The organism is Sphingobacterium sp. InxBP1 (assembly GCF_026191775.1).
Classification (GTDB): Bacteria; Bacteroidota; Bacteroidia; order Sphingobacteriales; family Sphingobacteriaceae; genus Sphingobacterium; species Sphingobacterium thalpophilum.
Genome location: NZ_JAINDX010000044.1, coordinates 264,419 through 277,953, shown reverse-complemented (window position 1 = coordinate 277,953; position 13,535 = coordinate 264,419). Strand labels below are relative to the sequence as shown.

The following is a 13,535-nucleotide window of genomic DNA, read 5'->3' as shown; positions in this document are numbered from 1 at the left end:
TATTGCAACGATTTATTCCGGTTCTGTTTTTTCGCCATAGGCCCAAGATAAGATGGTTTTCACCGCCTTACGTATCCTGTCGAGTCCCTCTGCGTTCAGTTCAATCTCGCAGAAGGTACTATCGGTGTTAATCGAGTGCAGGACGAGATAATAAATCCCGGCAGTTAAAATACTGCTAATAGCCCTAAGATCTACATCTCTTCCTTCTAGCTCCCGGTCGGCAAAAGCAAAAAACAACGCGCTCATCTTTTCGCGTTCCCTCGTGATCTGGGACATAATCTCTGACTTCTCGCTGATCTGCCAAAGCACGGCTTTCTGCATTTCAGTGTTTTCTAAGAAGCTATCCATTTGGTTTAACAACAATGATTCGAGAAAGCCTTTTGACCCTTCTGTAGGTGCTGTGCCAAAATACTCCACGGCCCCCAAAGTAGCCGCCACCCAATAATCTTTACTTCTGATATAAGTCTCGACCAGATTGTCAACCGAACCAAAATAAAGCGGGATGAGTTTCCTGTCAACACCAGCTGCCTTCGATATATTAGCTATGGTTAGACCCACGTATCCCTTTTCACGCAACACCTCACCCACAGCCAAAATCAGTTTGTTCATGGTGCGTTCTTTATCGTTCTTCTCTCCTTTATAAGTTTTACGCATATGTTATTCCTTATAGATTGACATGATCCTGGATATTAAAAATCAGTCCAATATAATAAATAATAAAGATTATCCTATTAATTTAGCGAGACTTCTTCAAGCTCACCTTCTTACCTATATCCTCAAGCACATTCAAGGCCTTATCCAAATGTTCTTTTGTATGTGTCGCCATTAGGCTGGTACGTATGCGGGCATCCTTTTTCGCTACTCCGGGATAAACTATACAGTTTGCGTATACACCTCCTTGCAAAAGCATGCGCGACACTTGTGCAGTACGGATCGGATCACCTATTTTAATGGGGATTATCGGCGAATCTGAAGTCCCGATATCTACTCCCAGAGACAACAATCCAGACTTAAAGTACGCCACATTGTCTGCGAGCTGTTTCCGCCAATGAGGTTCCTCGTCAATTAGATCTATCGCCTTCAAGAGACCGAAACTAGCTGGTGTGGAGGTAGAGGAGAATACCTGTTGCCGAGATTGATACCGCAGATAATTTATGATCTCAGGTGTCGAAATGATAAAACCGCCAATGTGACCAAACGCTTTGCTTAAAGTGCCCGCAATGATATCAACCTTATCCAGCAAGTTATAGAGCTCAATTGCTCCCCGCCCATTTTCGCCCAATACGCCAATTCCATGTGCATCATCAACCATCAAGTAAGCGCCATATTTCCGCGTCAGCTCATATATTTCGTCCATACGTGCAATATCGCCATTTTGAGAGTATACACCATCAATAATCACTAACCGTGTTCTAAATTTATCGCGGGTCTCCGCCAGCGCGCGCTCTAAATGAACTGTACTATTATGCGGAAAACGCTTGATATTCGTATGCAAAAGACCTTCATAGACACTGGCATGGACCTCCATATCCACTATCGCACAGTCTTCCTGTTTTAATAAACTCAACAGACTTGAACTGTTGGCGGTATAGCCGGTCGTGAATATGAGGCTCGAACCGTCTGGACGATTGAAAAACTTACAGAGTTTTTGTTCCAATGCTACATGATATGCATGGTGGCCTCCGATTAATGGAGATGCTCCTGCCCCAGTACCATACTGCTCAATCCCCGCTATTGCGGCCGCCTTTACTTTGGGATGCTGTGAAAAATTGAGGTAGTCGTTCGAAACCATGCTTATACATTCTGTTGGTTTAAAAAGGAATGGAGAACTAACAATAGTTGTCGGGCCACAACCTTGGGTAATAAATCGGAAATTGAGATGTTCGTTCTCCTTCATATACCCAATGTACTCATTAAAGTATTTGGCAGTATCCATCATATCAAGATCAGCAATGTTTTCAAATTCTTTGAAACTAGCTGTCGCGAAATCAATATGCGATGTCATTTTCATAGATCAGTTTTTTTGGTAGCGATGAAATTGTTCCTAAATATAAGCCAAAACCGCGTAAATGAGCTGAATAATCGTGCTTATACAGAAAATTTTTGACACGTTATTTACAAGTCAACTGCATCAAACTGAACAATCGATTAGGTGTCCATTAAAAAAACAGTAGGTGGCCCCTACAGCCACCCCTGTGAATTTATACACCTATCTACCAGTATACTTATCATAATAACATCTTGGTTACCTGAGCCACTGCCAAGTCTCCACACCTGTGCAGGTTACGCATCTAACCTAGGCAGGTAAACGTCTAATGACGTACAAATATATATAATTAAATTTTCCTACACAGGTCAAAATTAAAAAAAAGAAGAAAATAAGTACTTATTGATCAAAGGCACTCTCTAACACATTAGGTCTCAACCCATTTCCTGCATCACTATCACAAAAAAGAATGTTTTTTTATAGAGGAGGGATTGCGGATTGTAGCAACGTTACAAAAATTTAGACTTTTTTCCTTACAACAAGAAAATTACTAAATACAACCAAATCCAAAAAGAAATTAATTTTCTCAACAAAAGGAATATTATGATTATTATTATAAACACACTCTCCTATCAGGTGAAAATAACCTTTTGTTACGACCTTTACTATATACTAAAAATACACTATTCGCTTAAAAACAAGAATTGATGAGCAGAAAAAACAAAATGGCCACTTATCTATTGATTTGCAGCCATTTATGATAGGTATACTGTAGGGTGCTTTGCGATAGCGCTGTAAATCTAAAAAAAATAAAGCAAAAGCTTTCGTTTTCGTTGAAAAAAAATATTTAAAACACAAAATCCCTTACGTGAAAGTGGGCAGGCGCAAATCTCTCAAAATCAATTCTGATGGAATTTTAGTACCTTCATCGATATATAAGCACGTGGACAAGTTTTAAATCAAAATAAACCGGAGCTAGAATATGAAAGTACACTCAACAAATTATTATAACACTTTTATAGAAGTGGCTGGCGACAGCAAAGTGTCCAAAGGAACAATACCACCAATTACGGAAAAGAAGACAATCGCCAGGCTTCAATATGAAATCATCACAGAATCTCCTTACACGCTGAGTTCTGATGATGTTCTTTTCCAGCTTTATGCGGAGCGTAATGGGCTACCGCCTGAAACCTACGCTGAAGCGCGGGCATTATTTTTTTCTAAAGGACAGCCCTGTCTACGTACCTCTCCACTAAGCAAAAAATGGGGTTTCGGAATCCATCATAACAATGAAGGAAAAATAGCACTCTACGGCGTGGAAACGGAGGAGTACCGTTTCTTTTTAAACGACAGTAATACACTGAAAGTAAAAGCTATGCGATCCCGAAAGTAAGTTGTTAACGATCATTATGCAGGTCAGTCCGGTTCTTAAATACGATAAAGGCCAGACAATCATCCACTACAGGTATTTAGTGTGCAATTTTCGTGTGATTTTTTCCGGAAAGCGCTTTCACAATGACGGGAGCCGTTGCAATTAGAACAATGACGAGAATGACCAATTCTAAGTTCTCCTGCACCCAGGCATTTTCGCCTAACAGATAACCCAAAGTGACCAGGCTTCCTGCCCAAATAATGGCTCCAAGAACATTATATAATATAAATTTCCTAAATTCCATACCCACTATACCGGCAACGATAGGCGCAAAAGTACGAACAATCGGCAGAAACCGTGCAAGGACAATAGCGCCGCCACCTCTCTTTTCATAAAATTCCTGTGCCTTCAGAATATAGCTTTTTTTAAAAAACCAGCTATCTTCTAGTCTCATAATCCTTCTTCCGAAAATCTTTCCGCACCAATAACCAACAAAATTACCTAGGATGGCGGCAAGTGAAACCAACAAGATCCAGTATAACAAGGTAGGCAGCTGTTGGCCCGGCTCCAATGTCATATTCGAAACAATCATCCCAGCGATAAAGAGAATTGGATCTCCGGGAAGGAAAAAACCTATTAATATTCCCGTTTCAGCAAAAATGATAAATAATAAAAGATAAAGCCCCCCATGAGAAACAATCCAGTCCGGATTAGAGAGGTTATTTAGAAAGTCTAAAAAAACATCCATTCAATAAATCGAAAATAAAATCAAAGAAAATAAACAACCCTTCCTGTTAAATATATACTTAACTACTTCTTTTCGGTCCATATACATTTAACAAGTGAAATGAGTTATCCGTAAAATACATTGTAAACTGATTTTTTTAGCCAAAGTGATTCAAAAATTAATGGGCGCAAGATAGAAAATCAACAGCAATTGGCACAATTTTTTGCGACATATTTTTATTAGCAAACCCGATAGACTTCGGACTAACACTGGATGATAGTTACACTCGGATACATGCTCCTTAACGTAACGACACCAAACTACCTATCTCAAATAGAAAATACAGGTGTCTGTGTAGTTATACGCAATACTATAGGTTACTCAGCGGTTGATATCTGGGTACTGGTATTAAAGGACAAAATTAATTGAATTTATTTATACAGTATAACAAAGTATTCGCTAAATTTAGCTACGCAGATCGATACTGCATGTATATGCTTTTTAACATCTTAAACCGTCAGATCCATGTCAGATCCACTTGTGCAGCTCTGGTTATATAACGATTGGGCGAACGGCTTGCTCATCGAAAAAATGAAGAGAGAGGCAGAACGCCTTCCTACTAGCTGTTTACGTCTTTTGAGCCATATCGTAAACGCCCAACTGATCTGGCTGAGCCGGCTCAATGAGGAGCTGTCACCTGTGGGGGTATGGGATGAACACAGCCTGGTGGAATGTGAGCATTATCATCAATTGGCTTCAACGGGTTTGGGTCTTAAAATCAAAGAATATAACACTCGTGCTTCAGAGGTCGTTAGCTATCAGAATACCAAACATGAGCATTTCCAGAATCTGTACGGAGACCTGTTGCTGCATGTTTTAAACCACGGCACGTATCACCGCGCGCAGATTGCAACAGAAATGAGAAATAATGGAATAGAACCGATCAACACGGATTATATCAGCTTTGTACGAAACAGGGAAAGTCCAATACTACCTTAATGGGACAGTCAATAAATAACATCACAATTGATTTTAATTAACAAATGATATTTAAACATGTTTTCAGAGCCCGTCTCGACTGGTCTAAGGACAGCCCGCCACTATCCTCCTCCTCAGGCATTTATAGCAAAAACCACAGAATATCGATTCAGGACAAAGTAGATTTACACGTTTCTGCTGCCAAAGCCTTTAAAGGTGACCCTGCACTTTACAATCCGGAAGATCTTATGCTTAGTAGTCTCGTTTCCTGCCATATGATGTCGTATCATTATGTTTGTTCGAAGCACCATATTGAACTGGTATCCTATACCGATGAGGCTGAAGCTACCCTGGAAACCCATACGGACGGGAGTGGCCGTTTTATAAAAGTCACCTTAAATCCTCATGTTTGTGTAACCGATCCCAACAAAATTCAGTTGGCACTTGCTTTACATGCCGAAGCCAGCAAACTTTGTTTTATTGCAAACTCCTGCAATTTTCCTATTATACACAATCCTACATGCACATCCATCTGAAGGTGCAGACATACGAGCGTATCGACCGAAAATTAAGCTTGTAAATTTTCGGCGGATTTTTTCGGGATTTGTCTTATTTTTAGGGCATGATGGAAAATTCAAAAAAGAAAGCGGCTATCGGCTTTATATTTATTACCTTGCTCATTGATATTACTGGATGGGGCATTATTATTCCCGTGGTCCCCAAACTCATCGAGGAATTGATCCATAGTGATGTCAGTGAAGCTGCTAAATATGGCGGCTGGCTCGGTTTTGCTTATGCGTTCACCCAGTTTATATTTTCACCCGTTGTAGGTAATTTGAGTGATAAGTATGGACGTCGGCCTATTATCCTAATTTCGCTCTTCGGTTTTGCCGTGGATTATATTTTTCTTGCATTGGCTCCTTCAATCGGCTGGTTGTTTTTGGGACGCGTTATCGCTGGACTGACAGGCGCGAGTTTTACTACAGCAAGTGCCTACATAGCCGATATCTCAACCGACGAAGACCGCGCCAAAAACTTTGGGCTCATTGGAGCAGCTTTCGGACTCGGCTTCATCATAGGACCGGTAATTGGCGGCCTATTGGGACATTACGGCGCACGAGTGCCTTTTTATGCCGCTGCGGGATTGTGTTTGCTGAACTTTCTTTATGGTTATTTCATCTTACCCGAAAGTTTGGATAAGAGCAAAAGACGAACATTCGACTGGAGACGAGCAAACCCAGTCGGATCATTCAAATTCCTCGGAAAGCATCCTGAAATATCGGGTTTGATCATTGCGTTGATTCTGATTTATATTGCTGGTCATGCGGTGCAGAGTAATTGGAACTTCTTTACCATGTATGAGTTCAATTGGAGCGAGCGGATGGTCGGAATCTCTTTGGGCGTAATCGGTCTTCTGATTGGATTGGTTCAAGGGGTGCTGATTCGATGGACAACACCCAAGCTGGGGGAACAGAAGAGTATCTATTATGGTTTGACCTTCTATGCGCTCGGACTCCTCTTATTTGCTTTTGCTAACCAAGGTTGGATGATGTTTGTATTTCTCATCCCTTACTGTCTTGGAGGCATCTGTGGTCCTGCGCTCCAATCTGTCATCACTAAAAATGTACCATCGAACGAACAGGGTGAGCTTCAGGGGGCATTAACCAGTCTAATGAGCGCGACATCCATCATCGGCCCGCCGATGATGACGAATCTTTTTTATTATTTTACCCATGACAAGGCGCCTTTCAAATTTTCGGGAGCACCGTTCTTCCTTGCTTTTGTCTTAATGACACTGAGCGTAATCATCGTCTATTCAGCGTTTCAGCGGAAGGCGAAGCAGCAAATTGGGGGGTAAGCAGAAATGATTTAAAACGTCCTATTGAATATCCTAACAGTCGACAACGGCTATATAGGTCTCAAACAATTAGGACGCATAACAGAACGAAACTACGTTATGATAAAAATATTGAAGATTACCTCACTGGCGTTAGTCGGATTGATGCCAGCGATTACAAATGCCCAAAAAACAGGCAAAACTAAACGTCCCAATATTGTCTATATTATGAGCGACGACCATGGGTATCAAGCGGTTAGTGCTTACGGATTTGGATTGAACCATACACCGCATATTGATCGTCTTGCCAAAGAAGGAGTCATATTTACACGAGCCTCTGTGACCAACTCTTTATGTGCGCCTAGTCGTGCTGTGTTATTGACAGGCAAGCATAGCTACATCAACGGCAAAATAGACAATGAAGCAAAATTTGACTGGAATCAAGATAACTTTGCCAAAATCCTTCAAAAAAACGGCTATCAAACCGCATTAATTGGCAAAATCCATATGGACGGTCTGCCACAGGGCTTCGATCATTCTGCAGTTTTGATTGATCAGGGCGAATACTACAATCCGAATTTTATCGTCAATGGTGTCAAAAAACAGATCCAAGGCTATGTGACTGACCTGACCACGGATATGACATTGGACTGGATAGCCAAACGCGATACGAGCAGACCGTTCTGTGTACTATATCATCAAAAGGCACCCCATCGAGAATGGCTTCCAGCACTCCGGCACTTAAAAGAATATACATCCCGGACCTATAAAGAGCCTCAAAATCTATTCGACAATTACGAAGGAAGAGGCACAGCAGCAAAAACCGCTGAAATGAACATTCTAAAACACATGAACTGGGCCGGAGACAGCAAGGTTCCACCGGCAATGATGGACGAGCTCGGCATTAAAGAATATCTCAGCTGGGATAAAGCTGCCTTCAATGGAAATCTAGGTCGCATGACAAGTGCTGAGCGGGCCGCCTGGGACAAGGTCTATGATCCGATCATGGCAGATTTTAAAAGCCGATACGCTGGCATGTCCTCGACAGATCTCATGCGTTGGCGTTATCAGCGATATATGCAAGATTATCTGGGAACGGTCGCTGCTGTAGATGAAGGTGTAGGACGATTACTTGATTTCCTGAAAGCTAATAACCTGGACGATAACACCATAGTGATTTATACATCCGACCAAGGCTTCTATCTTGGCGAACACGGTTGGTTTGACAAGCGATTTATGTACGAAGAATCCTTGCGAACTCCCCTCCTAATCCGCTATCCGGGAGAAATAAAAGCAGGACAGTCATCAAATGCCCTCGTCCAGAATCTGGACTTTGCTCCGACGCTATTGGACTACGCAGGCGTCGAAATTCCGAAGGACATGCAAGGCAAGTCATTCAGGAATTTATTAAATGGAAAAGAACACAAATGGCGAGATGCTGTATATTACACTTATTATGAGTATCCCTCCATCCACATGGTGAAGCGACATTATGGAATCAGGACAGAACGCTATAAATTGATGCACTTCTATTACGATGTGGACGAATGGGAATTGTATGACCTTGAGAACGACCCACAGGAGATGATAAACGTCTATAACGATCCAGCCTATAGCAAGGTACGCAAAGAGATGTACCAAAAACTTGAAGCAGCACGTAAATATTACAAAGACTCCGACGAAAACAACAATCGTTACCTGCCCACTGCCAAGAAAAGAAATCTTTAGCCGTTGTTAATAAATTCGTATCCAGACTCCATGTTACCTTATGATAACATGGAGTCTGTGTTTTCAGTTTTCGATCTTATTATTCCGCTGACGGACCAGATACTCCCACTGATCACCGAAAGCCGGTCTTTGATCAAACAACTTTTGCACTGATAGACGTTAGGGGCATCTTTGCCACAAAAAAATATCATGGCAAAAACAAACAACTATCTGATTCTGGCAATACTTATCTTACTGTTCCGCATACCACTTCATGCTAACCCTCAAGACTCTACCAGCACCTGTAACAATAGGCAGAAACCTCTCGCGGCCATTGTCTCCACAGGCATGCTTGGATACGGACTTTCCGCTCTAGTTATCCATCCACTAAGACAGATCGACATAACAACAAAAGAAATAGCAAACAGATTCTCTCCGCGACGGACATATATGGATGACTTGATCCAATATACTCCAGCATTGGCTGTGTTTGCACTTGACCTCACAGGCCTAAAAGCAAAGCACACGATACGTCATCGTCTGACAGTTCTATTTACTGCGGCTGCACTAACTGCTTCCACCACACACATCCTAAAAAATAGTACAGCGATATGGAGGCCTGATCGCTCCAACCGGAAGTCGTTTCCGTCGGGACATACAGCGACGGCTTTTATGGGCGCACATATTCTTTTCAAAGAATATAGGCATCAGAATATCTGGATCGCTTCGTCGGGTTATGTCGTAGCAGGAACCACAGGTTTATTGCGCATCTTAAATAACAAACATTGGCTAAGCGATGTTTTGGCCGGAGCCGGAATCGGAATCCTTTCAACTGAACTGGCTTATCTGATGACACCAAAAATAAAAAAAATAATAAAACCGGATCTGTCTGGCGATCACCCTATGCTAAAAGCCACTTTTAGTTTTTAAGTGGTAGAAATACTAGAGTGATACGATTCGCTTCAGGAAATCCTCCCGGCGATGTTTGGATAGGGGCAGTTCATGTCCTGATATAAAAATTCTGTTTCCTTTAATGCTACTGATATACGCAATATTGATTAAATACGACTTGTGGATTCTATAGAATTGTTGCCCATTTAGCTTTTCGCTCATCGAGACCATGGTCTGATGAGCGATATATATTGTGCTATCTGTATATATTTTGATGTAGTTCTGCATTGCTTCTATGAACAAAATATCGTCCAAATTAACTTTCACCAATGCATCATTATGCCGGACGTATAGGTCAGTTACTCGTCGTTCCCTCTCAACAGGGCTTGTTTTTTTGCGTGAATGCGCCTTTTCTATCGCCGCCAAGAGCCGTGGTAAACCAATTGGTTTCAATAGATAGTCAACCACATTAAGACGATACCCTTCTAAGGCATATTCCGAATACGCAGTCGTCAATATCACCAAAGGTGGCGACAGTATACTTTCTAACCATTCCAGTCCGCTGATATCAGGCATGTTGATATCCAGAAAAACAAGATCAATCTGATGCTGTTTCAATTTTTCACTAGCTTCAAACGCTGAAAAACACATATCCACAACGCTAACATCAGCTATTTTGCCCAAATAATATTTCATTCCTTGAGCCGCCAGGGGCTCATCATCGACAATCAGACAAGATAGTGGTTTTTTATTCATCAATTTGTGTATTTTGGTTATCTATAAATTACGAGCAATGCGCTATAATCAGTCTCTGTCTCCTTTATTTCAAGCAAAAATCGATCTGGGTAGATTAAATTCAGTCGTTTTCGAAGATTAATCAGGCCAAGTCCGGACTGTAGTTCATGTCTGTCGGCTCTATTTTTTTCGGATCGGGAATTTTTTGTATAAAAATATATATCCTCGGCTTCCTGCCACAACCTTACCTCTACTTTTCCCAGCTCTGTAGATGGCTTGAAAACATGTTTAAAGCTATTTTCCAACAAAATAAAAAAGAGATGGGGCGCAATGTCCCCCTGCGGGTTCACAATTTGCCAAAAACAATCTACCGTAAGCCTATTATCCCAGCGAATGCACTCTATAGCAACATAGTCTTTTAGAAAAGCGATTTCTACATGGAGATCGATCCGCTCTTTATTGCCTTCGTAAAGTTGATAACGCAACACATCAGCATATCTTAACAATAACATAGACGCCCTTTCCTTATCCGTCTGCATCAATATATGGATATGATTCAGTATATTGAAGGTAAAATGCGGGTTGATCTGAGCCTGCAGCCCGACCAGCTGACTTTCAATCAGATCCCTCTGTAAGTGGCTATGCTGCTCCGATAACTTCGAATGGGCATACAAAAATCTCAATCCGCCAAATCCGAGATTCAACAATAAGGCTACGGGCACAAAACTAGCTACCGAAATGCTAAATTTATCCGGTGTTCCTTCCGGAATCTGCGCGATGATTCCTCTATTTCCAAGAAGAAATAGCAGCTCATCGCAACAATATAGCAGAACCGCCTGCAGCAAGGATAGACTCACCAAAATGATGACAAAAATATAGCCTCGATTACGCACAATTGTCTTCGGCAGAAAGTAATGACATAGTACAAAAGTAGTAGCGATCAACACACCCAGCGGCATGCCTAAAAAAACAATTTTTGAAAATAAATCATTTGGATGATAATCGCTTACGCCCCATATAACAGCACAAATAATGAACCATACTAAAAAAAACAAGACATTAAACTGTTTGCCTACCAACCATTTCATACTCCTAAAGTAACAAAATTTAAGGAGTAGTTATGAAAACAAACTTTGAAGCTCGCTTTTAATCAGTACCGAACATCGTCATTACTAAAGCCAAACACTTGATACTACTAATAATATTAGTATATTTGAACTAAAATATTTAGTATGGATAGATTGGAAGAAAAATTGCGTATCCTCGCCGATGCTGCAAAATATGATGTGAGCTGTAGTTCTTCAGGATCGACACGAAAAAACAAGGGCGGTGTCGGTGACGCATCTTATTCGGGTATATGCCATAGTTATACAGAGGATGGACGTTGTGTATCCTTACTCAAAATACTATTGACCAACCATTGTATCTATGACTGCGCTTTCTGTGTCAGCCGGCGGAGCAACGATGTGCAGCGCGCTGCATTTACAGTGGATGAGGTGGTCTCGTTGACCATGAATTTTTACCGCAGAAACTTTATTGAAGGTCTTTTTCTAAGTTCAGGCATTTTCAAAAATGCCGACTATACAATGGAAAGGCTACTGAGCATCGTAAAAAAGCTCCGTAATGAACAACGTTACAATGGCTACATCCATCTCAAAACCATTCCGGGTGCCAACGAGCAACTTATCCAGGAGGCCGGATTATATGTCGACCGCATGAGCATCAACCTCGAGTTACCCACAGAGGCTGGATTGAAATTGATGGCTCCGGAAAAAGACCATGAATCCGTAAAGAAACCGCTCGAATTTGTCAACAGCAAGTTGATACAGTATCGCGAGGAAAAGAAACTCATCAAGAGCGTACCTTCATTTGTCCCCGCTGGACAGAGTACACAGATGGTAATCGGTGCTACACCTGAAAACGACTATGAAATTATGCAGGTTGCTGCTAATTTTTACAAACACTACCAACTAAAGCGTGTTTACTACTCGGGCTATGTTCCGATTTCCAACAACCACTCTATACTGCCACAAATCGGAACACCTCCTCCCTTAGTGCGAGAAAATAGACTTTATCAGACGGATTGGCTGATGCGTTTTTATGGTTTTGACATTCAGGAGATTTTGCATCCCGGACATACGGACCTAGAACTTGATATCGATCCTAAGCTAAGCTGGGCACTGCGAAATCCGCAGCTATTTCCGGTAGATATCAATACTGCCGACTACCGAATGATTATCCGTATTCCGGGAATAGGCCGGCAGTCTGCATCGAAAATCATTCAGGCGCGCAAATTTGGCCGACTACATGAGTATCAGGTAAAAAAAATGGGGATTGCTTTTCATCGGGCCCGGCACTTTATGACCTGTGCAGACTCCGCCATCGGTCTGGGCTATCCAGACATGCAAAAGGTCCGCCAACAGATCGTAGGCCGGCCCAGCGGTAAAACAACGTTTTCTTCACAATTAACACTCTTCTAATGGTATATATCTACGACGCTACTTTCAAAGGGCTCCTTACTGCTACGTTCACCGCCTTCGAATACAGAGAATTTATGGTTAAACTAATAACCAATAGAGGCCAGCAGGAACAATTGTTTGGTTCGCGAAGGGAGATACAGTCAGATAGCGAAAAAGCAGCACGCGTATATCGAGGCCTGACTAAACAGCTTACTCCCAAAATAGCGGCAGATTTTTGGCGGGCCTTTCTATGCGAAAATCCGAAAGTTAGCCAGACTATCTTTGACCTGATCATTTCTATTTTCCGGGGCGCCGGCGATATCCTTCATAACTTTGGAGATGAGAAGGTACTCCAATTTAATCAGGCACTACAAAAGGTAAACCGCGAACGTCATCGGATGAAGGCATTCATTCGGTTTCAGAAAAGCTCAAACAGCCATTACGTAGCTGTAATCGAACCTGACTTTAATGTCCTTCCCCTAATCATAGATTTTTTTAGACAGCGTTATGCAGATCAGGTATGGCTTATTTATGACAAGAAAAGACGTTATGGCATCTACTATAATCTGCAAACCGTCACAGAAGTCACGCTGGATGTGCAAGAGACCAAAACGCTGCAAAAATCTTCGGAAAGTATTTTTGTTGATCCGCAAGATGCAAATTACGAAAATTTATGGTGCAGCTATTTTGAAAGCACTAATATCGAGGCCAGAAAAAACCTCAGCTTACATATAAAACATGTGCCTAAACGTTATTGGAGATATCTCCCCGAAAAAAGAAAGTCTTTATTCATTCAAGGCAATAACAAAACATAAATACAACAAATTGGCCGTTTCTATGTT

At 41.6% G+C, this 13,535-nt stretch carries 13 protein-coding genes; 8 read left to right on the top strand and 5 right to left on the bottom strand.

What is annotated here, in order from left to right:
* Window positions 1–12 precede the first annotated feature (12 nt).
* Window positions 13–654, bottom strand: coding sequence for a TetR/AcrR family transcriptional regulator (locus K7A41_RS11845; RefSeq protein ID WP_265713846.1), 642 nt, complete (start codon window positions 652–654; stop codon window positions 13–15).
* Window positions 655–736: 82 nt separating this feature from the next.
* Window positions 737–2,011, bottom strand: coding sequence for an aminotransferase class I/II-fold pyridoxal phosphate-dependent enzyme (locus tag K7A41_RS11840; protein ID WP_265713845.1), 1,275 nt, complete (start codon window positions 2,009–2,011; stop codon window positions 737–739).
* A gap of 958 nt (window positions 2,012–2,969) precedes the next feature.
* Between K7A41_RS11840 and K7A41_RS11835 the strand changes: the two genes are divergently transcribed.
* Window positions 2,970–3,380 carry a DUF6157 family protein gene (locus tag K7A41_RS11835; protein WP_265713843.1) on the top strand — a complete coding sequence of 137 codons (411 nt, stop codon included), beginning with the start codon at window positions 2,970–2,972 and terminating at the stop codon, window positions 3,378–3,380.
* A 76-nt stretch (window positions 3,381–3,456) separates the two neighbouring features.
* Here K7A41_RS11835 and K7A41_RS11830 read toward each other — a convergent pair whose 3' ends face one another.
* Window positions 3,457–4,107, bottom strand: coding sequence for a DedA family protein (locus tag K7A41_RS11830; protein WP_265713842.1), 651 nt, complete (start codon window positions 4,105–4,107; stop codon window positions 3,457–3,459).
* Between the two features lie 504 nt (window positions 4,108–4,611).
* Between K7A41_RS11830 and K7A41_RS11825 the strand changes: the two genes are divergently transcribed.
* The 5 genes from K7A41_RS11825 (at window position 4,612) to K7A41_RS11805 (ending at window position 9,538) form a co-directional block, all read left to right on the top strand.
* Window positions 4,612–5,085 (top strand): DinB family protein, encoded by a 474-nt coding sequence (locus K7A41_RS11825; RefSeq protein ID WP_265713840.1) that lies wholly within the window; start codon window positions 4,612–4,614, stop codon window positions 5,083–5,085.
* Window positions 5,086–5,129: 44 nt separating this feature from the next.
* Window positions 5,130–5,600: an OsmC family protein gene (locus K7A41_RS11820; RefSeq protein WP_265713839.1), complete on the top strand. Its 471-nt coding sequence runs from the start codon at window positions 5,130–5,132 to the stop codon at window positions 5,598–5,600.
* 86 nt (window positions 5,601–5,686) lie between these two features.
* Complete coding sequence (locus K7A41_RS11815) at window positions 5,687–6,922, top strand: TCR/Tet family MFS transporter (protein ID WP_322784020.1); 1,236 nt, start codon at window positions 5,687–5,689, stop codon at window positions 6,920–6,922.
* A gap of 99 nt (window positions 6,923–7,021) precedes the next feature.
* Window positions 7,022–8,629: a sulfatase gene (locus K7A41_RS11810; protein WP_265713838.1), complete on the top strand. Its 1,608-nt coding sequence runs from the start codon at window positions 7,022–7,024 to the stop codon at window positions 8,627–8,629.
* 189 nt (window positions 8,630–8,818) lie between these two features.
* Complete coding sequence (locus K7A41_RS11805; RefSeq protein WP_265713837.1) at window positions 8,819–9,538, top strand: phosphatase PAP2 family protein; 720 nt, start codon at window positions 8,819–8,821, stop codon at window positions 9,536–9,538.
* Window positions 9,539–9,550: 12 nt separating this feature from the next.
* On the opposite strand, the gene K7A41_RS11800 is transcribed toward K7A41_RS11805, so the two are convergent.
* Both K7A41_RS11800 and K7A41_RS11795 read right to left on the bottom strand, forming a co-directional pair.
* Window positions 9,551–10,255 (bottom strand): LytR/AlgR family response regulator transcription factor, encoded by a 705-nt coding sequence (locus K7A41_RS11800; protein ID WP_028070289.1) that lies wholly within the window; start codon window positions 10,253–10,255, stop codon window positions 9,551–9,553.
* Between the two features lie 17 nt (window positions 10,256–10,272).
* Window positions 10,273–11,322: a sensor histidine kinase gene (locus K7A41_RS11795; RefSeq protein ID WP_051606968.1), complete on the bottom strand. Its 1,050-nt coding sequence runs from the start codon at window positions 11,320–11,322 to the stop codon at window positions 10,273–10,275.
* A gap of 144 nt (window positions 11,323–11,466) precedes the next feature.
* On the opposite strand from K7A41_RS11795, the gene K7A41_RS11790 reads away from it, so the two are divergent.
* Complete coding sequence (locus tag K7A41_RS11790) at window positions 11,467–12,714, top strand: putative DNA modification/repair radical SAM protein (protein WP_028070288.1); 1,248 nt, start codon at window positions 11,467–11,469, stop codon at window positions 12,712–12,714.
* Window positions 12,714–13,508 (top strand): TIGR03915 family putative DNA repair protein, encoded by a 795-nt coding sequence (locus K7A41_RS11785; RefSeq protein ID WP_265713836.1) that lies wholly within the window; start codon window positions 12,714–12,716, stop codon window positions 13,506–13,508. The genes K7A41_RS11790 and K7A41_RS11785 overlap by 1 nt, the downstream gene beginning before the upstream one ends.
* The last annotated feature ends 27 nt before the right edge of the window (window positions 13,509–13,535 follow it).